The organism is Marinicella marina (assembly GCF_030065545.1).
Lineage (GTDB): Bacteria > Pseudomonadota > Gammaproteobacteria > Xanthomonadales > Marinicellaceae > Marinicella > Marinicella marina.
Genome location: NZ_JASJNC010000002.1, coordinates 91682 through 113361, shown reverse-complemented (window position 1 = coordinate 113361; position 21680 = coordinate 91682). Strand labels below are relative to the sequence as shown.

Here is a 21680-nt window from a genome sequence, read left to right as displayed (position 1 = left end):
TAATTTAGCAGAAGTTGTGTCATTTACATGTGCTGATGGGCACAAAATGAAAAAATTGTTTTTGGGTACAGAAAACAGCCACCCCAATCACCAGCTGATTTGAAAGTATCATTGTCATTGTTGCTGGAACCATAATCATCAACATTATCAGTAACATATTCTCAGCACCTTCCCTAAATATACCCAAAAAATCCCGATTTACCCCGCTGATTTGCTGGGCTGAATGAGGCTCTGAGATTAACCTGAGGTTAGGTCTCGGTAATTTAGCCGAACCATTCACACATACTTTTTAGAGGGTAATGACAATGAATAATTTACGTTGGGATTTACGGAAAATCTTAAAAATATCCGCCTTAAGCGGATTGACCTTAGGGGCCACCATGGTCAGTGGCTATCAACTACAACCAAACCAACCATTAACAAATAACCATGCATCTCAAACCTCATTGGTCCAAACCAATACCACAAACAAAGCCAGCCCAATCGAGCTATTCAATGATGTCGTTGATTCTGGCGCCTTGTATGTACACAAAGCCGATGCAGAAATCTGGTTTTGGTTGATACAAGGCGAAAACGAAGCTGCACAGGTAAAATTACACAGCATACTTGAGGTGCCTGATACCATTGAACCAGTTCGCGTCAACATCATCATCGAAGGCATCAGCAGTGTGTTCTATTCCGATCAACTGTTGGCTAACGCGGCTGACACCGACATCAGTTACTCTGTCACCGGCAAGTTTGATCGCGGCCGAGTGGTATTGCCAATGGCAAAGGGCGTTTATGACCCACTGTTCAATGTGCGGCAAAATGAACCCAAACCGTTGTCTGAATTCCGCGGCCTTGAGGCGCTGTTTGCTCAGCAAATGGACATCTATGCTCAAGCGGAAAGAGTGAAAGAACAACAAGTCAGCCAAACAGAAGTATTTGTGTCTCAAACCAGTCAGTTATTAGAAGACTACACCAACGCTGTTTTACAATTGAGCGAAGCTGGTGAACTGTTACTCACCAACAACGAGACCGAAGTGCTCGAAGTGGTCAATGCTGGCACCACACAAATTGAACAAGATTTGGCAGCAGCCGATGAGACAATCAATGAAATTCTGGTTTACTTGGATAAAAACAAGCACAACACAGCGCATTATTTTAATTGTATTGACCAAGGTGGTATCCAGCTTGAAAATGATTTGAATGAGTTTGAATTGGTGGCTGACGCCTATGAAGAGGAAAGTGACCGTGAAGATCCTTTGGAAGACCCTTTGGATGATTTATCTGAAGCTGAAGAGGCACACTATGATGCGTTACAGGAGGAGATGCACAACTGCGTTGGCACCGAAGAATCAATTGAACAAATGGCCAATTATTTGCCGACGGTAAACATCACTGAAACAGGTGATTACCAAGAAGTTGCAGCATTTGAAGTCAGGGCCACAGGCCTCATGACAGAGGCTGAATCATTGGGAGTTCTAGCCTATGACAAAGGAATGAGCTTTGTTGATACCGCCACTGCCATCGTAAACGTTGATGAACTGGCCTCAATTGAACATGCATTTGATGCTTGGATCAGTCCTGCTTACCTCGAAGCCACAAGCGAAGGTGTTGATCAACTTAACAAAAACTCCGATCAATGGCTCAACCGCAGAAAGCCTACAGATGCTGATGAAATCGCACAAAAGTTAAGCGAGACTTTGTGTGAAGATTACACAGATTTTGACATTGAATTTGATGTATTTGGCGTCGGTGTGGTGATTGGCACCCCTTTGGATGACAGCATCAAAACAGGAGATGAGCCCAATTTGGTGGTGACACTACAAGGTGATGACTGTATCGAGACCCATGACGGTGTGGACTTCGTTTTCGCTGGCCCCGATGAAGATAAAATTTTTGGTGGCGACCACCATGATTTTTTGATTGGTGGAAAAGGAGATGATGAAATCCACGGCAGCGCGGGTAAGACCTACAGCTGGGCTTCTGGCAATGTTGACATCGGCAACCTGATTCTGGGCGCTGGTGGTGATGATAAGTTGTTTGGTGGTGAGGATGATGCTGACAAAGGTGAAGACGGCATTGTTGCCACTGAAGGTTTCACTGACATCATTTTAGGTGATTTGTGGTACACCGGTGAGCCAGGTAAAGACACCATCAAAGGTGAGCGTGGTATTGATTTTATTTTTGGTGAACAAAAAGATGACACCCTAAGTAATGCCAAGACTGGAGCCATTAATTTGTATGGCATTAATTTCAAACTAGGCAGCTTTTTCTTCGCCGGCGATGGCAACGACAACATCACCGGTTCTGATTCCACTGGTGCAGGCCTGACCCAGTTGTTGGGTGACTTTGTTTTTGGCAGCCAAGGCAACGACACCGCCGATGGCAAAGGTGGTTTTGATTTCATCTTTGGTGGCGAAGGTAACGACAACTTATCTGGTGGAAAATATTTTGACCTGGTTTTTGGCAACAAAGACGATGACACCGTAAAGGGCAATGACGGTGCTGATTTAGTCTCTGGTGACACCGGTAACGACAAAGTTTATGGCAACGATGGTCCCTTTGATTTGTTGTTAGGTGGTGTCGGAACCGATGCCATGTATGGCGGCAATGGCGTTGACTTAATTTTTGGTAGTCAAGATGCTGATCGCATTGAAGGCAATGATGGGGTTGATTTGATTTTTGCTGGCGATGCATCTGACACCGTTAATGGCGGTAATGGCGTTGACCTTATTTTTGGCAGCCAAGGCGCTGACTTTTTATATGGTAACGATGGTGTTGACATCATCTTTGGAGGCGACGATGCTGATTACATTTCAGGCGGTGGTTCTACAGATGTGATATTCGGCAATGAAAATGGCGAGGGCAGTAAACGTGACCGCTTATACGGTGATGCTGGTGTAGATATCATTTTTGGTAATCGCGGCGAAGATTACATCAACGGCGGTGCTGATACCGATGTGCTATTTGGTAACAGTGACAACGATGAAATCATTGGCGGAGAAGGCGTTGATATCATGTTCGGGAATACTGGTGATGATAACCTCTCTGGAGAAGGCGGAACGGATGTGGCTTTTGGTAACTCAGGCAACGATACCATCTCAGGTGGTGGATCAACTGATGTCATATTCGGTAATTCTGGCTGTGACATAATTTCAGGTGATGGCTCCACTGATGTGTTATTTGGTAACAGTGGCGCCGATCGAATCATGGGCGGAGATGGCACCGATGTCGCATTCGGTAACACCGGAAACGACATGATTTATGGTGAATCCGGTACAGATGTGCTGTTTGGTAATTCAGACAATGACTACATCAATAACGGCAGTGGCACCAACATTACTTTTGGTAACAGTGGAAATGACCACATCATTGGCGGTGATAACAAAGACATCATTTGGGGTAACAGCGGCAATGACTACATCGCAGGTGGCGCGGATAAAGACTTTATTTGGGGTAATCGAGGCCATGACACCATAGATGGAGGCAGCAGCGGTGACATCATCTTTGGTAATCGTGATAATGATTTAATCAACGCAGGCTCTGGTACTGACTGGATCTGGGGTAACCGTGGCAACGATCGCATCCGTGGCCTGTCTGGTAAAAATCGCATTTGGGGCAATCGCGGCGATGATACTTTGGATGGCTACCTGGCAGGCGGTGATACCAAAGATAAATTACGTGGCAACCGCCACAGCGATACGCTGACCGGTAACAGTTCTAATTCTCGCGATAAATTACGCGGTGGTTGGGGCAGTGACACCAAAATGAGGAACGTTACTTTATTGCCTGCAAATTTATTCAATGAGCCCACTTATGCGGTGGATGCATGTTTACAATAACTTTAAACCGCATTTAACAGAAGGGCCCCGCGGGGCCTTTCTTGTTTTTCAACCATCAAACTCCTTCCACCTAACTGGCTGATGCCAATGGTTTTTTATCAAAGCTTCCCGCTTTATACCCATGTTTTAACACCTATATTTTAACTACAGGCTATAATTATTTTTCCCGATAAAAGCGATAAAAAAAGAGGTAACAAAATGAGTGATAACAAGCACAGCACCCTATTGAAAACAGCAGCAGCTTTGACCTTGGGTCTACTGTATGTCAGCAACAATGTGATGGCTCACCAAGATGCATCGGATCCGACATTCTGTTCAGAGGGATCGTTGATTGAAATTGGTACGGTCAACATCACCGGCAATGCCATGGAAGGGATGCTGAAAGACAAACCGGTTGATTGCCCTATTGGCATCAAAGATGTGAAACAACTGAGTGGCAATGACAAGGAGCTCAAAATTTATGTGGGTGGCGTTTTAGTCAATCGAAACCCAGTGAAAAGACATGATTTTTTTGATAACACGCCCGCCAGGCTGGCTTATGCTTATGCCAGTTGTGTTTGCGCCAGCATGTCCAACCAAGATTACAGTCCCAGTGAAGTAAGGCCATTGATTCTTGGCCCAGCTGTGCTACTTGATGAGAATCACCATGTTGATTATGACTTGAGTGAAGGCTTGGAGTTCTCTTGCCAAGTTTGTAAAACCAGACAGTAAAATAAAGTTAACCAGTCATCATTACCTGATTTAAATACCTGAAGTATAAGCTTTTAAGTTAACCATAAATACTTCCAAACGATCATTGAGGTACTTGCGCTGCTCAAATGAGAGTTGACATTCAGCCAAAATATAATGACTGGTTTTTACCACAGAACGCCAACGCGGTGTTTTCGGTAATGTTTTTAAACTCAAGTAACGGTCCATGGCCCGAGTACGTAACCTGCCATCATCAATGGTCACTTTCCAAACGGCACTTTTTTCTGCCAGTGTGATGCGATCACCTTGGGTGTTTTTGCGCCACACTTCCAGATTGCTGGTCATCAGCTCAACCATCGAAGTACGGTATGCTTGGGACAAATCATCGACCCCGGAATCAGCCAGTTTAAGCTTTTGATCAATTTGTAAGATTAAATCTTTGGTCAGGATGTTATTGGTGTTTTTCAGCACATTCAATTTAGCAACAATGGCATTGATTTGGTTGCTGTTTGCTACCAGGTTGAAACTATCTGTTGGCAGCGGTTGTTGGTGCTGCTCAAGTTGTAATGACAACACGATGGTATTATCCATATGACTCATGACGTTGATCCACATCAGCACTTGTTTGGTTTGACTGATCTGCACCGGCACAAACTGCTGCTTGGGTAATTCATCCTGATTGAATGTGATGCCATTAATCGCAACCTCAAAAACCGGCAGGAGGGTTGGTAAATGCATTTGTAAACTGGAATCCATTTGTAGTTTAAAAAACTGACAAAAAGCGCTGTTGAGGTGAGTGATGCGATAGGTTTGATCAACGCACACCATTGGTTCTTTGATGTTTTTAAAAAATGATTCCAAGCGCTGTTTTGGTGTTTTCAACTCATCTAATTGTTTTCTGTGGTAGGTGATTTGATTTAATAACTGTTGTTTTTCTGCGGCTTTTTTCTTGAAATACCACCACACCAACAATGCTGAAATTGCTGCCAACAACAACACCGAAAAAACCAACCACTGTTGATTCCTGATTTGAAGCTCTTGAATTTCATTGTTCTTCTGTAACAGGCTTAAATTCTTTTGTTGCACCTGTAATTCGATTTCGTTTTGTAAGTACTTGATGCCTGTGTCGTAGTTTTGTTTCAAGTTATTTTCATGAGAAGCAATGAATTGACGCAAATAATTCAATGCAGCGGCATCATCACCTTGGGCCTGGTTGATGTCCGATAACATCTTAAAAAACAATGAAATCTGTTCTTGGTCTTTGTTCAATTGAGCCAAATTAAGTCCAGCCAAAGCTTCACGCTCTGCTTGAAAAAAATCGTTTTGGGCCCTATGAACTGCGGCATACACCTCATGCCTTAACAGCACTTGGTCAGACCTCATGCCTGATATATCCTGAGTTTTATTAATGGCATCATATGCTGCTGCAACTTGTCCATTAAGTAAGTAAATTTTCGCTAAATTACAATGGGTTTCAAATAACAACAATTCATGCGCAGGCCATTCACTTGTCTGTTGAATTGACTGTTCCAAGATCTCAATGGCTTCATCTACTTTACCGATCCGGCTGAGCGCTAAGGCTATTTGGTCTTTGATGTGGATGACTTGTTCTCGACCATCAAAGTCTTGTTGATCAAATTGTTCAAACAATGCCAACGAGCGACGGTGGTAGGTGATGGCTGACTCGTACTTTCCCATTAACAACAGCACATTAGCAATGTTATTCAAAGACTTGGCAATCTCCAAATCAATGCCAAGCGTTTCTTTGATTTTTAAGCTTTGCTGATAAGCAGACAGTGAGTCAGCAAATCTAGATTGGGCTTTATAAACCACACCCAAATCATTGTAGCTTTTTGATAAGGCCAACAAGTCCTGTTGAACATCCGCAATATCAAAAGCTTGTTGAAAAATTTGTAACGCCTGTGAATAATCTTTTAAATAGTAATGGTTGATACCCATGTCTCGGAGCAGTTGATGCCTGATTAGAAACTGATTGGTCAAATCCGGGAACTGCTGCGACATTGACAATAAAAATTCATTACTGCGTGCGAATTCGCCTTGCTGTTGGTATAAATCAGCCACCCTAAAACCGACCTCAATGGCACCGTGGTTATTGGCGCTGTAAGCTGCACTATCATATGCCTGCAAACACAATGCCAATACATCAGTATCCTGATCTTTTTGCCAACAATCAGACTGTTGCTGAGCAGCCACACTGAGACACAAAGAAAGGCTCAAAATTGATACAAACCAGTTTATTAAAAGGCGTTTTCTGAATGGATAAAAGATCAAAATTTCAATGTCTATGAAGGTCTTTTTTACTTTAACACAGCTTGCCCCATTCACATAGTTGGCATCCTTTTTAGCCACTTGTTATTTAAATGACCTTATTTTTTTGCAATGACATAGCTCGCATGAACCACGCCAGGAATATAACCCAAGATGGTTAAAATAATGTTCAACCAAAACGCACCGCCCAATCCCACTTGCAGAAATACCCCCAGTGGTGGGATTAATATTTAAAATAAGATTCTGATTAAGTCCACGTATCCTCCTAGATAATTAATTGCTCAAGAATAATCTTTTCAAACATGCGGTAAAAAGTGTGTCAGAATATCATTAACAGCTTGTATAAAAAAACCAAATGGTCATTGGATGGGGTCTAGAAACAGCGGGTCATTCAGTGGCTGTAGATTGATTTAACGCGCTATAAAACATGAACATAGAATGAAAGAAACATACACCTTGGCCTACCTTGGAATACTCATTGCACTGACGACCTTGGTCACACAATCGTTGATAGCTGCGACCACCAAAGCCAGTCAAAAAGGGGCTGTACCTGGAAAAATCGATAAAGATCTGAGTCATTCCTCTTTTGTTTTTCGGGCACACCGAACCTTTATGAACTCATTAGAAAATTTTCCTGCCTTTTTGGGAGCCGCGTTATTGGCTGTGATGACAGGTGCCAATGTGATTTGGGTCAACGCCTTGGTTTTGACTTTTGCAGCCGCACGAATCGTACACATGACTTTATACTATGCCATAGCCACAGAGAAAAACCCCAGCCCACGTTCCTACTTCTACTTAATTGGTATGGCATCTACCATTGGTCTGTTGGTGTTGTGTGCCATGGCTTTGATTTAAAAAAGACTATTCAGCAGTATTCCGTGGCATGTGTCTGAAGTAGCTTACTCTGTTTAGAAAAAGCTGAATATTCTTTTAATCAAGCTATGTTGCATGAGAAGTTACCTGCACGGTCAAGGTAACTCCTCTTGAATAGACATGCCATAAAACTGAACACTTTGAGTTTCAGTAAAGGCTTTATTGATTCAATGGCTCAAAACCATCCTTAAATATCAAATCAGCGCTGCCACAACCAATGATCACATCAACAACAGCTTGACCTGATACATTTCCAGTTGCATTTTCAATGGTACAGGTCTGTATGGGTGATGTTGGTTTTTCGATTATGGTCACTTCATATGTGCCCAAATCATCAACCTGATCAGTAAAAACGAAATCACCGTTCTCACTCAAGATCAATTCATCATTGCCGTTGTTTTCAATGGTTAAGGTCTCTCCAGGCAAAAGCCCATTCAAACTACCACCAATCGTATAGGTAACAACCACACAATTGACATTCACATTGATGACATCATCTCCTGTTACAGTTCCAGCTCCTTGGTTGATTTGACAGTTTTGATCTGGCTCGGTTGGAGCAGTAGCTACTGTCACGTCGTAATCAGTCTTATCAGCCAACGGCTGTGAGAAGACAAAGGGTCCGTTGTCACTTAAAATCAAATCATCACCGGAGTTATTTTGCAGAATCAGTGTATTGCCATTTTCTGTGACTAAGCCTGTTAAGCCGCCACCCACAAAATATTCATTGACTTCACATGACACTGAAACATCATTGACATCAGCGCCAGCCAAGGTACTTGATGCATTGGTAACAGTACAAGTTTGATTCGGCGTGTCAGGTTGGCTTAACACGGTGACTGTATAAACACTTTCATCTTCTAACGCAGTCAAAAACAGGAATGCACCATTGGCGCTGACAGATAAGTCATCGGTCAGGTTGTTTTGTAACACCACTGAATTACCGGGCGCCAAACCACTGACCGTGCCACCGATGCTATAAGTATTGGTTGAACAGCTGATAACAACATCTGTTACATTGACACCATTAATCACACCACCACCATTAATCACTTCACAGGTTTGGTTTGGTGTTGTTGGGTTTCCGGTCACCAGAATGTTATATGTTGATTCATCATCCAGTGCTGTGGGGAAAACAAAGCCACCATTGCCATTTAATAGCAAATCATCTGTTCCGTTGTTTTGAATCACGACTTGATTGCCGGCTGCCAAACCAATGACGTTGCCACCTACGGCATACGTATTGGTCACACAATTCACATCGACATTGGTGACAGCACCACCGGTAACGGTTCCTGTTCCGTTGTTGACTGTACAAGTTTGGTTCGGTGTTGATGGCTGGTTGATAACCAAAACTTCATAGTTACTGTTATCGTCCAAATCGGTTGGGAATTGGTAGGCTCCATTGGCATTGACATTGATGATTTCGCCGCCATTGATTTGTAGAAATACCTCGTTACCTGCAGCCAATCCGGTGACGTTACCACCCACTGGATAAATAAATTTAAACAATAAACTGAAATCATTACCATCACCAGCAAAGTAGCTGGCGTAGAGTAATTCCCCATCAATGGTATATGTAGAATTTTCTCCAATCGCATCAAAAGGACTGAGTATCGAATCTGCCCCATCATTATCGATAAACACATACTCATCCAAAACTTGCATGCTGTAACCGTTGGTGGTGGCGTTCAATGAAGCTTCATTCAAATCAACAGTTCCATTGACCAACAACTGAGAATAGGTACTGCAAGGGCTGTTTCCTGAGATTGTCGTCTTGAGTTCACTACCACTAGAAAAGCTCGCATTTGAGACCGATAAACATGATGTAAATGGCTCAACTGTGCCACCAGTATTGACTGCCAAATCACCCACAATGACTCCAGTACCGCGTAATGTGGCGCCATCATTGACTGTTAAGGTGCCTGCTTGAACCATTTGTGTGACCAATAAAACCAGCAGCAATGTAACCAAATCAGTCAGCTTGTTTTTTTGTGAATTCATCGATCAGTCCATTTGATCCAATAATTGATTGATCAAATCACTTTGTCTTTCAAGTTTCTCTTCTAAGCTCAGAATATGCTGCTTTTGTTTTTCATTGGCCTCATTCATCTCATTGATGGCATTAACCATAACTGGAATCAAGCCTTGGTAGTTGACAGACTTCATGCCATCATCTTTGACCTTAACTAATTCTGGAATCACTTTTTCTAGCTCTTGAGCGATTAATCCATAGCTGGCGCCATTACCTTTTGAGGCATCTCGCCATTGGTAGGTTTTACCATCAATTTGCTGAATCAAACCCAAAGCGCCAGAGATGGGCTCCACGTTTTTCTTCAACCGTGCATCAGAATTTAATGTCAAATCACCGGCAAGCGTAGCATCACCAGTGTTATTGATACTCAACAAATCTACATCAGCACCTGTTGCAAATGATGTGATTGAAAAACTGCCACCGGTGGCTGCATTGATTGACCATTGGTCATCTGCGTTGGTCGCATTATTGGCGAACATGTTGATGCGTGCGTTGTTAGCCAACGGTGCATCCACTGAAACCTGATTACTGATCACATCTGCATAGCGATAATCCACGCTGCCTAAACTAGTGAATGAATCCAGATTGGGCATTTGAGCCACTGTGGTGTCATTACCAATCACAACGGTATCAACAGCCTTGGTGGTTGCGCCGTTACCCAACGCGATTGAGTTTCTGAATGTCGCTTCGGTACTGACGCCAATGGCAATCGAATTGGTATTATCACTGCGTGAGTTGTATCCTATAGCAATGGAATCATCTTCTCCTGCCGAAGCAAAAGCCCCCAGCACGGTGGTTCGAAATATGGTGTTATCTGACCCTGAAGCCCCTAAAGAAGTTCCAGGTAACCAGTCAATTCCATTTTGAAAATCAGCCACAGCCGTGTCATGGTTGTAGCTAGGTAAACGCCTGCCAGAATCAGCAAAGGCACCCACCCACACATTATCTGATCCTTCTCTATTGATGTAACCTGACAAAGTTCCCAAACCAGTGTTGCGTTGGGCCCTGTTATTATCTGTTGTGTTGGTCCTGTTGTTGTCAGAACCAGAAAATGCGCCCACAAAAGTATTGAAATCAGCGTATTCAGTGGCTTCACAGGAATTAGATCCCAAACAAGTGTTTCCAACTCCGTCCCCAATGTCAATACCCGCCACATTTCCTACCGCAGTGTTTCTTGCCGCATTAAAATCCGCCGTTCTGCCACCGATATCATAACCTGCTTCATTTCCAACAGCTGTATTAAATCGTCCGGCTGTGTTTGAACGCAGTGCTTGATTACCTAATCCAGTGTTATCCGAAGCCGTGGTGTTGTTAAAACCTGCATCCTCACCCACAAACACATTGTCAGAACCTGTGGTGTTTTCAAAGCCAGACTCTTCTCCAATAAAAACATTGTCAGAACCGGTGGTGTTGTTAAAACCAGCCTCAGCACCAACAAAAGTAGCATCTGTGGCTGCGCTGTTGGCACCTGCTCGACCACCGATAATCACATTGTCGGTGCCACCGGTACCTTCATGGTTAGCACGGTAACCTATGATGACAGAGTCAGTTGGGTCACAATCAGCTATTGTTATTGGAGCAGCATTGCCATCACCCGGATCTGGTGTGCCAGAAACTGATCCATCATCTAAATCTCCAACACAAGCCCGATAACCCATGATTACATTTTGTGACTCAGCATCAATAGTTACCCCGGCATCATCGCCGTAGATCACATTGTAATCACCAGTGGTTATGTCTTGTCCCGCGCGAGTTCCTTGAACTTCATTGGCAGTTTGGGCGAAAGTGATTGGAGTGAATGATAGGATCACAGCTATCTGACATAGTTTTTTCATGGTAAGCATCTCTGTTTTGTGTATTGGTGTTCGTTATGGAATTGAACTAGCATGGTTCATTTCTCCCCATCAACATTATATTCGTTGTTGGGTTTATTTACATCCGATTTATCATTGCAATTTTTTATGGATTTTTAAATGTCCCTTTGAGACAGTTAAATCAACGCCTTGCATGACTGAAAATAGCTGTTGCTTTCCTGCTCATACAATTAATTATTTCAGTTGTAATTCATTAAATATTTTACGTAACTGAAATTCCCTGCTGTTAAATTTAAACATATGTGTATAATTAAAATGCGCACTATAGGCAAAACTTGTTAAATCTTTATCTGTCTTAAGCGTTAAAAACTATTAAATCCAATCATTACTAGGGGGAAGAAAATGAAGCAACTTATCTTTAATTTAAAAGAGCATCTACAGCACAAAACATACGGCGACAGAAGGCGTGTTCCATCGATTCAAGCCTGCCTTATGCTGCTGCTCATCACCACTATCAACACGGCCATGGCAGATCAATCACCAACCGGCATTGATCAAGCCATGTATTTTAAGAGTCATGTGCGTGACGCTGATTACTGCAAAAACAGAATCAGTGTCAAAGATGAGGCACTTATATTCAGTCAAGTCAGCAGCCCAGCCATGTCGTGTCCAGATGCCTTTGCTTGGAAACAATTCTTAGAAGCTGTAAAAGCAGAATTTTGGCAGAATTGGGCGATTGACCAACAAATTTGGGTGGCCAAGCCAAAAGCTTTTTGTGCCGATAAAAATGCCACCGATTGCTGTGCCTTGGATGCCAAAACAGGCGGCACCAAATACCGGGGCTCAGCTAAAAACGGCGATGCACATTGCCCACTCTACCCAGCATCAATTGGCGGTATCAAATTAACCGAGTTCAATGACAAACAACAACTCTCGCCGCATTCGGCCAGTGAAGCCAGTCACTTAGATGATGATGTCTCGCGGGTGGCCAGAGACGTCGAGGCTGAAATTGTTTACCACAACAAACCGTTCTTTAATTACAGTGTTGAAAACAACCTGTACCACACCAACGGCTTGGTGGATATTTATAAGCAAGAACAATACCAAGCCAGTGAACAAGCGCCCTATCGGCCCGTGGGTCAAGGTGTCAGTTACCCACAAGAAGCAGTGATGTTCAAAGTGGATTTTGTGTCTGAAGAAGTCATGTTGGCATTGGGCTACATCAGCGATCATGATAACAACCCAGACACACCGATGAACCATGCTGAGCACCCTTACATCACCATGGAAATTCAAAGTCCTGAAAGTAAAAAAACCAGGACCCATTATTTGGTGGCGGTTACCGGTGCCTCAAAAGCACTGCCCAACTGGCACTGGTATGCCTTCGAGCATGTGAATAACATCGGTCGCTGTGACTACATCGGCTGTAATGACAGCTTTGGTTTCAAAACCACCGTTGCACTGAACACCGCTGATGGCACCCAAAAACAATTCATGAGCCACTACATCCCACCGAAACAAGTGACTTCAGATTTGGGAGATAACTTATTTGTCAGGAATGAAAAGTACCCTTCTGCTGACATGACACCTCAGTTGGCCGCCTTATTCAAAGGCATGGACATCGGCCAAGGCAAAGTGTCTCATGTCAGTAAGAAAAACCCCATGCCAACCACGACCAGTGCAGCCTGGCAAAGTTACCGCCTCAAAGGCACTCAGACCAGTTACTACAACAATGACGGCACACCGGTGATTCTTGGCGCTTCGGTAACCGAAGGCGGCTTTGTTAACACCGCCTCGTGCATGAGCTGCCACGTCCAAGCCGGTGCCAATGCGGAAGGGCCCAATGGCAACACCGTCGGTGGCATCCAACAACTGTCACTTGATGGCATCGGTAAAGTCACCAACGGCGCACCAGAAAAAGCCGTGTTCTTCCAGCCCGGCACGACACAATTAAACACCGCGCGATCAGATTTTGTTTGGGGGGTATTGAATGCCAGTCCCTTATCAGATGATTGAAAATCAATGATTTAATCAGGACACCTTAAAGGGGCTTTTTTGCCCCTTTTTTACTGCTCTTTCAAATACTGGCCCGTTATTTAAAAAACTCGGTAACAAACTATCATTCATGGCACACACCCACCGAGACCAAATAAGCCGAAAGATTCTTGCCTACTTCATCAACAAATTTTTGCTCTGTGATTGCTGTAGAACGAATTCGATCCAGGCGGAAATTGCGGAAATCTTGGCGTTTTTCACACCAACCTAACAACAGCCAGACTGGGTTAAAAAAGAACAAGGCCAAAGGATTAATCACTCGAATGGTTTCATGATTATGCTGATCAACGTATTCAATTTCGAGCTTGGTCTTTGCGCGAATGTGCTCACGCAATTCTGAAAAGCTAACGCTCCAAGTTCGGATCGGTTGGTTGAGTACGGCATAAGTGGTGATTTGTTTCAATTCACCTTGCAGTGCAGTTGGTAGCACGGCCTCTATTTTTGCAAAGGCACTGGCCGCTTTTTCAGCAAACCGATCGTCAGTCCATTGCCGAACCATATTGATACCCAAGCCAATGGCTTCTAATTCATCGGCATCAAAAGTTATCGGTGGCAGGTAATACTTTTTATCAATGGTGTAACCGACACCAGCCTCACCACGGATGGGTACACCACTGTCCATCAGGCATTGGATGTCTCGATACACCGTGCGTTGGCAAATATCAAAAGCCTCAGCCACTTGTTTGGCGGTAACAGCCTGTCGTCGTTGGCGCAGGTAGTGGGTGATTTTCATCAGTCTGTCAGCTCTTCTCATGATTCATTTTTAAGTGTAATGGTAATAATTATAGCTTAGCAAAACACTGCTGACACCATGCTGTCAGTAGACCTTTTTTACAATGGCATTTTTAACAACACAACAACAGGAGCAATGAAAATGATTGGATACGTCACTTTAGGAACTAACGATTTACCTCAAGCCACCGCTTACTATGATGAGCTGTTTAAGTCCATCGGCGTGGGTCGTTCGATGGAGGAGGAAAACTATTTTGTGGCTTGGTCACCGGCCATCGAAGAAGCTGGTATGGCCATCACAAAACCTTTTAACAAAGAACCTGCGACCGCCGGCAACGGCACCATGGTGGCGGTTTTTTTAAAAACACCCGAGCAAGTAAATGCATTTCACAAAAAGGCGCTTGAATTAGGTGGCACCGATGAGGGCAAACCAGGCTTCCGCCCTGAAAACGCTGACAAAGGTTTTTATGCCGGTTATTTCAGGGACTTGGATGGCAACAAATTGAATGCGTTTTGTATGGTCGAATAATAACTGCTAAGGGTTATCTGAGCCCAAAATATTGGGTTCAGACTTCATCCCATAACTGCTATTTATCACTGAAAAACCAGCCACCCAAAGTTGCTTTATTGCGGCGGGTGATCATATCATTTTCAGAAAAGTCTCAAGCAAGTGTTTATTGTTTGGATTCAATTGGCCTTTAGCAAAGCCGAAGTGAGTGATTTGTTGGAATAAATTATCAACGTAATGCCGATTACTGACGAATCTCATAGCCCATTTTTCAAATTTTCTTGCGCTGGTTCTGCCTGAATAGATGAGGGTTATGTCACTGTGCCTGTGATCTTTTGAAATCTTTTTGAAGGTCTCGAGAACATTGATTTCCTCGCCTTCTAGGTATTGTAAATAGACGCCATGACTGAAATACAACAAACCGGTGACACCAGTTATCTTGTTTTTAAGGTCACATGTATAAATAATATCATCATTGGCTTTCTTTAAATCTGCCTCGTCCTTGTATATTGAGTTACTGATGTAAGCCAAGGCAAACAAGTCTTGCTGATTATTTCCTTTCATCACATAAAATTTGATTCGAAACCTGACATTATTAATTATTATAATATGTAATTAGGATAAGAAGGTGAGGTAATCGCATTAATTGACATTAATGCACAAATACGCCTGAACCTGAATTCAGGCCGAATCCTTTTACCTGGGCGCTTGTAAAAGATTAAATTTGCTTGAGCTCAGTCAAATCCATCTACAAAAATCACGTCAGTGATACAGGGTTCTGGTTCAGGCAATGCGTTGAACTGTGACTGCAGCTCATCGATGGGTTCAAAGACATCATTGCTGTTGCTGATCCAGACGTTTAAATCTATTGGTAACTGCCCTATATCACTGTTTGTATCGCATGATCGTGCCACCCGGATAAAAGCCGATGCCGAGCTCACACCCAATTCTGAACATCGAGAATCGGCGCCAACCCGTTTGGCCGCTTGCATCGCCGCCATCAGTCGTTCAGCCAACGAGCCCTGACTGGTGGTGAAAGCAGTTTCCATATCTGTGACCACCGCTTCAGAAATAAGAATATTGCCCGCTATGGCGTACCCAGGACCGGCTACATGGATCTTTTCATCAAAATTTCCCGAACCTGTGAACCCAGCACTGCGTGGGCTACCTTCATTCAAATCCACCGCAATGTACTGTCTGCTGGGCGGGTTGTTACTGACGTCATTCGAAACCAGCCAATCCATGATTTGTTGTGGGCTTTCACCCAGTTCCATGCGCACTCTGGCATTGTTTTGGTTGGTGGGGCTATAAAAAGACTGGGTATGAATCACCCCTGTATTCAGCACAATATCACTGATCACAATCGCACCATCCTCCGCACCAATACAAGTGGCACCGGCACTGCCCAACTCACCCGTTTCAGGATCAACAGCGACAATCGAAAACGTGGCCATGGTTGGCAGTGACAGCGACAATAAAAAGAGCAATAGGGTCAATGTTTGGGTTATTTTGTTCATGGGTATTTAGGTCAATTGAGGTGGGATAAATTGTACACACATTATACCACTTGTTATTTCTGTTTCTGTGAACTCAACCTGTTGTTTTAGAAGCTGTATCAATGCTTTAAAGGTAAAAAGCAGGCACTTGGCCTGCTTTCAAATTCAATACCTGATGTCAGTCAGGTTTTTAGGTTATGGGTCTTGAGCTGATGGTTACAGATCATAACCTTCATAAATAATACCGCCATCGCGCGCGCAGGCATCAAAAGCATTCTCCCAACTTTGATGGTCATCGTCTGCGAAATGGGTAATCCAAGATTCATAGTGTGGATTTTCAGTGGTTGAGTTGTGTAAACAAAACAAGTGGTATGCTTGGCTATCAAAAGACAGCGTTGATGCGAATAGTGTTGCGAATATGAATTTTTTCATGTTGTTTTCCTCTTTTTATAAAATGAATGACTTTATCAATGACCTGGATCTGCTCTTGAACGCTTAGTCTGGTTTTATGATGATTCAGTGATAGTCGCGAAACATCACCACTGCGGTTAATCAGCACATGTTGTTGTAATCTGATCATCCCCTTAAAATCACACTTAAAGATTAAGCAGACTGGTCATGCTATTTATCAGTTATGGATAGTTCACCATTGGGTCGCCAGCACCAAAGTACATCAATCCACCGTTACCCGAACAAGCATCGATGGCATTGGTTAGGCTCTGTGTATCACCACTGGGAAAAGAAGTGACCCAAGACTGATAATGTGAATTACCTGTGTTTGAATTATGCAAGCAAATCATATAATCAGCTTGACTCTCAAACGATAAGGTAGATGCGAACAAAGCGGCGCAAATAAATTTCTTCATGATATTCTCCTGTTTAATTGAAGTGACTCAATTATAGAAATGAACACCATCAAGTTAAGCGACTTCAAGGGTGCCTTTGGGGCAGTTTCTGGGGTTGTTTTGGGAAGGTTTCCCAACAATCTTGATTACAATCAGTACGATATGCCGTTTAGGTGTATTGGTTAACTAAAGTTAATCAATATGATTTTTTATCCAATTGCTTATCGTACTGATTCGAACATAATTTTCTGTCCAACCATATTTTCCTTCAGCGCTTATCTCATCACTCTCGTTGGCATAATATCCTCTCGAACTGACACCAGCGATATACAAATTTTTATTTTTTTCTATCAAAGCCGGTCCTCCACTGTCACCCGGCCCATTCACTCCTTCTAATTCCAATACCCGGCTGGAACCAGGCGAATCAAAACTGAAGGCCAAGTAATTATCCTCAATGCCCTCAATTAGATTGTGGGCTTTTCTGAACTGTCCATCATTAGCCGGTTCGTTTCGAAGTGTTCCCGTTTTTCCGTTGGCAAAATCGCCCCAGCCTAACAGCACTATTTTTTGATTGATTTCATCACTGCTGGTATACAGTTTAACTGGCCTTACTCCTTGAACGGCGCGTGATAACTCAATCAACGCTACATCATAGCTCATATTTTTCGGCTCCATAATGATATCTACCAGCGCTCCATCCTCACCACGGACTCCTTGTACTTTGCCGAATTTTGGGTGAATAAAAACTGACTTGACTGCATGGTACGCTTTATTGATTAAGACCTCATGCGGTTGCTTACTCTCGAGATTGATCAATACCGTACAATGTGCGGCAGTGATGGCCCAGTTCGGCGCTATCAAAGTAGCCACGCACTCTTTTCTTTTTTCTTTAACCTGCACAGGAAATACCGCTGGATAATCACTTTCGTTGGCCAGGTAAAGCGCTGGGTCAACATCATGACGGATGATCATTGACAGTGCATCGGTGGTTAAAAAGATTGAGACGAACAACAGAACTGTTTTAATTTTCATGTTTTTGATGGTTAAAAAAGCCCATAAGTTATCAAATGACTTGTAGGATATTGTTAATTCTAAAAATATATCTGCGACACCTACAGATAACAGCGCAACCGGCCTCAACGTTAGATGCTTTGAATCAGTTCAGAGAATTCATCGTCGGTTAAATCACGCCATTCACCCAGCGCGATGCCATCTAAGTTGATGTGCATGATTCGAATGCGTTCCAGTTTTTTTACCCGATAGTTGTGGTGTTGGCACATGCGACGGATTTGTCGGTTAAGCCCTTGCATTAAAGTGATTCTGAAAACAAATGCCGACTCCTTAACTACCTGACATGTTTGGGTGACCTTGCCAAGTATGGACACACCGCTGCTCATCTTGGCTATGAACCCATCGGTAATTTCCTTATTCACCGTCACGCGATATTCTTTTTCGTGGTGATTCCCAACACCTAAGATTTTATCAGCCAAATCAGCTTTGTTGGTCAGAAAAATCAAGCCTTGAGAATCCTTATCCAATCGTCCGATGGGGAAAATCCGTGAATGGTGCCCGACATAATCGATGATATTACCTTGCACAGCTTCAGCGGCCGTACAAACCACCCCAACCGGTTTATTCAGCGCGATAACAATCACCTGATCATCAGTCAATGGTTCGATCCATCGGCCATTGACAATAACCTCATCACCCACCGCCACTAAATCGCCCAGCACGGCCTGCCTCCCGGCTATGAACACCACGCCATCCTTGACCAAGCCATCTGCCGCTTTTCTGGAATACAGACCAGTGGAACAAATGTACTTATTGATTCGAATGGGTTTGTCAGTAGAAATATATTTCTCGTTAGTTACAAAGCATTAAATATGAATTTTCCTTGTTGTTATCCATTATAGCTTGGTTCTGGTCAGATGCAGTCACTAAGGAGTCTGACCCAGTTTATTCAGTGAGACAGAAATAACCTTCAATATTTTATCTTAGGTTGGGCTCCACCCAGCACAGGTGGCTTTTGATGGATAAAGCCTAACCTGTATGGCTTCGCGAAAAATACATTGTCCCTTGGTATTCCTTGCTATCATACAGTAGCTGATCAAAACTGATTATTGCTGATAAAAACTGAACCTAATATTTAATGCTCAAACTATCCAATACCGTAGAAATACCTGCTGCTGAAATTGAACTGACCGCCATCAGGGCCCAAGGACCTGGCGGCCAAAATGTCAACAAAGTGGCCAGTGCCATACACCTGCGTTTTGACATTCAAGATTCCAGTTTGCCGACTTTTTATAAAGAGCAGCTGCTGCAGTTATCTGACCAACGCATCACCAAAGACGGCGTTATCATCATCAAAGCCCAACAATTCAGAACCCAAGATAAAAACCGGGAAGACGCCCTCAATCGCCTGGCACAACTGATAAAATCAGCGGTTGTTCAGCGCAAGAAACGCAAAAAATCACGTCCTGGCAAAGCCGCGAATAAAAAACGTCTGGATGCCAAAACCCACAAAGGCCAGATCAAAAAAATGCGCCAACCGGTTTCAGGTAATGAATGAATCATGTGCTGGGCAGTACGCCATGATTTTCAGGGTTTCAGTTTGGCTTAACTCCATTTTGAACTTTGTACATGACCTTTTTGTAACTTGCCTATCCACACCTTTACCGAACCCATCAATTCTAACCCCAGCGGTTTTAGTCCACCTAAATTCAATATTGACTCAAAAATGAATCAATTTTATCTTTCAATTCATCCAAGTCAGTTGTGGATCTAATGGCCAATAATTCTGTTTTGTCACGGCTTCCTTGATTATTTAAAAATTCCAATTGGGCCATTCTGAACCTGATCCAATCTTGTGGAATTGTTTTCGCTGCACTGGGAAAGTTGGCATAGCGTTGTATGTGTTTCAGGCCAACATCAAATTGGGATTGGCTTTCTGCCGAAAGTTTGGCCAATTGATAATGGCGCATGACCAAAGATTCGTCATTGAGGCCATTTTTATTCACATCGATTGATTGCATGATTGTCAGTGCTTTTTGAAAATGACCATAAGCAGAAAACCACATGGCAACATCAAACTGGAATTGTCCTTTATCCATTTTTGATGGTGAGTTTAATGCTTTTAAATACATTTGTTCGACAGATTCAAACGCATTCTTCTCCAACAGCTTGGGTGCTTGCATCACAAATGCCACCTTGGCATCCACGGTACTTAAATGTTGGAATAATTCTTGGATGGATTGCTTGTCAGCACCTGCCATAACAGGAGCCTGTTGATGAAAGCGAATTAATCCAATGATTGATTCGGTATGTTTTGGGTTGAGGTTTAAAATCTGTATGTAGTGTTTTTTTACCTTATAAAAGTAATAGGTTTGACTGATGAAGTTGGCCTGCTTGGTTTGTGCTTCAGCAATCTGTGCAGCCAAGTACAGGGTGCTGACATCATCGACAGATTGACTGTTCAGCCTTGCAATAAGGTGTTCAGCCTCTGCCAATTTTTTTTCAGACAAGGCCACTCGGGCTTGGTCATAAAGGTCTTGGTTCAGTGACAGTGGATTGGCTTTGAGCGCGGTTGAAAATAGCAATATAAACAGGCTGAATTGAATGCAAGAAATAAGCCTATTTACAATTCTGAGATTTGATTGGCTGCATGACTTCATGACTGTGATCCCTCATAGTTAAATTCATTAGGCTGTGCTGAAGACTTCAAAACTGTGTTGGATTGATTGTTATTTTGCTTAAGTATTTTTAATTTCCAAGCCCAAAAACTTATGTACGCCAAACAAATAACTGTAGGTGTGAACCAATTGTAATAACCACCCAGAATGTCCTGTGCGACAAAAAAACCTGTTACAGCAGTGGCATAACCGGCCAACATTTTGGAAAGGTGACAGAACAGCCAAAACCTTTTCAACTTATGTGAACTGTTGAAAATCCATAGATCGACCGTGCCGAACAACACTGCTACAGCGCCAAAAACTGTTCGTAATGGACTTATTTCGCCATAAACAAATATCGGTTGTAAAAACAGCGCCACACTGACAACAATAAGCGTGTAAGTCATCGCTTTGTCTATCAATAAACGGTGGGTATCCTTTCTGAATGACAGGCTGCGAATACCACCAATGAGGAAATACAGTGTCATCACACTGATTTGAAACATCGAAGGGCTGACATGAAATGGCATCACAGAAACCACCAGGGTAAATGATGCTGAAAAAGTCATTAACCAGAAAAATATTTTTCCTGAAATGACATGCAGTTGACTGCCTTTTTTGGCCAATAAAGCTGGCGCGCCCATGATAAATGCCAGTGATCCTAAAACCACATGCACCACTATTAAGGCATTAACTAAACGAAAATCGTAAATAAAATGAAGTAAGAAAATGCCTAACAAACTGCAAACAGCAGTCATCAGAAATGATTTGTTTTGTACGAGATGAGTCATTGGCTTGAACCATTTAAAAATGTGAAATTTAATGATTTTGGCACTACAAAACCTCTTAAA

Annotated in this window: 19 protein-coding genes; 6 read left to right on the top strand and 13 right to left on the bottom strand. The window is 43.0% G+C overall.

What is annotated here, in order from left to right; all coding sequences use genetic code 11:
* The first annotated feature begins 305 nt into the window (after positions 1-305).
* Both QNI24_RS03215 and QNI24_RS03210 read left to right on the top strand, forming a co-directional pair.
* Positions 306-3827: a calcium-binding protein gene (locus QNI24_RS03215; protein ID WP_283708490.1), complete on the top strand. Its 3522-nt coding sequence runs from the start codon at positions 306-308 to the stop codon at positions 3825-3827.
* Between the two features lie 198 nt (positions 3828-4025).
* Entirely contained in the window at positions 4026-4538 is a 513-nt protein-coding gene (locus tag QNI24_RS03210; RefSeq protein ID WP_267174843.1) for a hypothetical protein, read from the top strand.
* 30 nt (positions 4539-4568) lie between these two features.
* Here QNI24_RS03210 and QNI24_RS03205 read toward each other — a convergent pair whose 3' ends face one another.
* Together QNI24_RS03205 and QNI24_RS03200 are read right to left on the bottom strand one after the other, a co-directional pair.
* Entirely contained in the window at positions 4569-6755 is a 2187-nt protein-coding gene (locus QNI24_RS03205; RefSeq protein ID WP_267174842.1) for a tetratricopeptide repeat protein, read from the bottom strand.
* Positions 6756-6904: 149 nt separating this feature from the next.
* A complete protein-coding gene (locus QNI24_RS03200) occupies positions 6905-7030 on the bottom strand; it encodes a YqaE/Pmp3 family membrane protein (RefSeq protein WP_458367998.1) in 126 nt (41 codons plus the stop codon).
* A 214-nt stretch (positions 7031-7244) separates the two neighbouring features.
* On the opposite strand from QNI24_RS03200, the gene QNI24_RS03195 reads away from it, so the two are divergent.
* On the top strand, positions 7245-7661 hold the full coding sequence (locus QNI24_RS03195) for an MAPEG family protein (protein WP_267174841.1): 417 nt from the start codon (positions 7245-7247) through the stop codon (positions 7659-7661).
* A 177-nt stretch (positions 7662-7838) separates the two neighbouring features.
* Here QNI24_RS03195 and QNI24_RS03190 read toward each other — a convergent pair whose 3' ends face one another.
* Complete coding sequence (locus QNI24_RS03190; RefSeq protein WP_267174840.1) at positions 7839-9680, bottom strand: hypothetical protein; 1842 nt, start codon at positions 9678-9680, stop codon at positions 7839-7841.
* Positions 9681-9683: 3 nt separating this feature from the next.
* Positions 9684-11546: a tail fiber domain-containing protein gene (locus tag QNI24_RS03185; protein ID WP_267174839.1), complete on the bottom strand. Its 1863-nt coding sequence runs from the start codon at positions 11544-11546 to the stop codon at positions 9684-9686.
* 381 nt (positions 11547-11927) lie between these two features.
* Between QNI24_RS03185 and QNI24_RS03180 the strand changes: the two genes are divergently transcribed.
* Positions 11928-13541, top strand: coding sequence for a hypothetical protein (locus tag QNI24_RS03180; protein ID WP_267174838.1), 1614 nt, complete (start codon positions 11928-11930; stop codon positions 13539-13541).
* Positions 13542-13644: 103 nt separating this feature from the next.
* Here the strand turns inward: QNI24_RS03180 and QNI24_RS03175 are convergent, their stop codons facing one another.
* Positions 13645-14313, bottom strand: a complete 669-nt coding sequence (locus tag QNI24_RS03175) for a helix-turn-helix transcriptional regulator (RefSeq protein WP_283708489.1) — start codon at positions 14311-14313, stop codon at positions 13645-13647.
* A gap of 141 nt (positions 14314-14454) precedes the next feature.
* Here QNI24_RS03175 and QNI24_RS03170 point away from each other — a divergent pair, with 141 nt between their 5' ends.
* Positions 14455-14841 (top strand): VOC family protein, encoded by a 387-nt coding sequence (locus QNI24_RS03170; protein WP_267174836.1) that lies wholly within the window; start codon positions 14455-14457, stop codon positions 14839-14841.
* Between the two features lie 111 nt (positions 14842-14952).
* Here QNI24_RS03170 and QNI24_RS03165 read toward each other — a convergent pair whose 3' ends face one another.
* The 6 genes from QNI24_RS03165 to rluF all read right to left on the bottom strand — a co-directional run bounded on the left by QNI24_RS03165 (position 14953) and on the right by rluF (position 18996).
* Complete coding sequence (locus tag QNI24_RS03165) at positions 14953-15384, bottom strand: BLUF domain-containing protein (RefSeq protein WP_267174835.1); 432 nt, start codon at positions 15382-15384, stop codon at positions 14953-14955.
* Between the two features lie 170 nt (positions 15385-15554).
* The gene (locus QNI24_RS03160; RefSeq protein WP_267174834.1) at positions 15555-16337 is read right to left on the bottom strand and encodes a DUF1028 domain-containing protein; all 783 of its coding nucleotides are present in this window, start codon (positions 16335-16337) and stop codon (positions 15555-15557) included.
* Between the two features lie 195 nt (positions 16338-16532).
* On the bottom strand, positions 16533-16748 hold the full coding sequence (locus tag QNI24_RS03155; RefSeq protein ID WP_267174833.1) for a hypothetical protein: 216 nt from the start codon (positions 16746-16748) through the stop codon (positions 16533-16535).
* Positions 16749-16948: 200 nt separating this feature from the next.
* Complete coding sequence (locus tag QNI24_RS03150; RefSeq protein ID WP_267174832.1) at positions 16949-17182, bottom strand: hypothetical protein; 234 nt, start codon at positions 17180-17182, stop codon at positions 16949-16951.
* A 171-nt stretch (positions 17183-17353) separates the two neighbouring features.
* Positions 17354-18193 carry a S1 family peptidase gene (locus QNI24_RS03145; RefSeq protein WP_267174831.1) on the bottom strand — a complete coding sequence of 280 codons (840 nt, stop codon included), beginning with the start codon at positions 18191-18193 and terminating at the stop codon, positions 17354-17356.
* Positions 18194-18303: 110 nt separating this feature from the next.
* On the bottom strand, positions 18304-18996 hold the full coding sequence (rluF, locus tag QNI24_RS03140; protein WP_267175168.1) for a 23S rRNA pseudouridine(2604) synthase RluF: 693 nt from the start codon (positions 18994-18996) through the stop codon (positions 18304-18306).
* 314 nt (positions 18997-19310) lie between these two features.
* Here rluF and arfB point away from each other — a divergent pair, with 314 nt between their 5' ends.
* Entirely contained in the window at positions 19311-19730 is a 420-nt protein-coding gene (gene arfB / locus QNI24_RS03135; RefSeq protein WP_267174830.1) for an alternative ribosome rescue aminoacyl-tRNA hydrolase ArfB, read from the top strand.
* A 151-nt stretch (positions 19731-19881) separates the two neighbouring features.
* Here the strand turns inward: arfB and QNI24_RS03130 are convergent, their stop codons facing one another.
* Positions 19882-20757: a tetratricopeptide repeat protein gene (locus tag QNI24_RS03130; protein ID WP_267174829.1), complete on the bottom strand. Its 876-nt coding sequence runs from the start codon at positions 20755-20757 to the stop codon at positions 19882-19884.
* Positions 20758-20828: 71 nt separating this feature from the next.
* Positions 20829-21620, bottom strand: coding sequence for a DUF2306 domain-containing protein (locus tag QNI24_RS03125; RefSeq protein ID WP_267174828.1), 792 nt, complete (start codon positions 21618-21620; stop codon positions 20829-20831).
* Between the last annotated feature and the right edge of the window lie 60 nt (positions 21621-21680).

Excerpts from the sequence above, each read along its gene's own strand:
- QNI24_RS03150 (WP_267174832.1), bottom strand. The coding sequence starts at position 17,182 with ATGAAGAAATTTATTTGCGCCGCTTTGTTCGCATCTACCTTATCGTTT.
- QNI24_RS03160 (WP_267174834.1), bottom strand. The coding sequence starts at position 16,337 with ATGAACAAAATAACCCAAACATTGACCCTATTGCTCTTTTTATTGTCG.
- QNI24_RS03195 (WP_267174841.1), top strand. The coding sequence starts at position 7,245 with ATGAAAGAAACATACACCTTGGCCTACCTTGGAATACTCATTGCACTG.
- QNI24_RS03210 (WP_267174843.1), top strand. The coding sequence starts at position 4,026 with ATGAGTGATAACAAGCACAGCACCCTATTGAAAACAGCAGCAGCTTTG.
- QNI24_RS03170 (WP_267174836.1), top strand. The coding sequence starts at position 14,455 with ATGATTGGATACGTCACTTTAGGAACTAACGATTTACCTCAAGCCACC.
- QNI24_RS03185 (WP_267174839.1), bottom strand. The coding sequence starts at position 11,546 with ATGAAAAAACTATGTCAGATAGCTGTGATCCTATCATTCACTCCAATC.
- QNI24_RS03165 (WP_267174835.1), bottom strand. The coding sequence starts at position 15,384 with ATGAAAGGAAATAATCAGCAAGACTTGTTTGCCTTGGCTTACATCAGT.
- QNI24_RS03180 (WP_267174838.1), top strand. The coding sequence starts at position 11,928 with ATGAAGCAACTTATCTTTAATTTAAAAGAGCATCTACAGCACAAAACA.
- QNI24_RS03125 (WP_267174828.1), bottom strand. The coding sequence starts at position 21,620 with ATGACTCATCTCGTACAAAACAAATCATTTCTGATGACTGCTGTTTGC.
- QNI24_RS03145 (WP_267174831.1), bottom strand. The coding sequence starts at position 18,193 with ATGAAAATTAAAACAGTTCTGTTGTTCGTCTCAATCTTTTTAACCACC.
- QNI24_RS03190 (WP_267174840.1), bottom strand. The coding sequence starts at position 9,680 with ATGAATTCACAAAAAAACAAGCTGACTGATTTGGTTACATTGCTGCTG.
- QNI24_RS03155 (WP_267174833.1), bottom strand. The coding sequence starts at position 16,748 with ATGAAAAAATTCATATTCGCAACACTATTCGCATCAACGCTGTCTTTT.
- QNI24_RS03215 (WP_283708490.1), top strand. The coding sequence starts at position 306 with ATGAATAATTTACGTTGGGATTTACGGAAAATCTTAAAAATATCCGCC.
- arfB (WP_267174830.1), top strand. The coding sequence starts at position 19,311 with ATGCTCAAACTATCCAATACCGTAGAAATACCTGCTGCTGAAATTGAA.
- QNI24_RS03175 (WP_283708489.1), bottom strand. The coding sequence starts at position 14,313 with ATGAAAATCACCCACTACCTGCGCCAACGACGACAGGCTGTTACCGCC.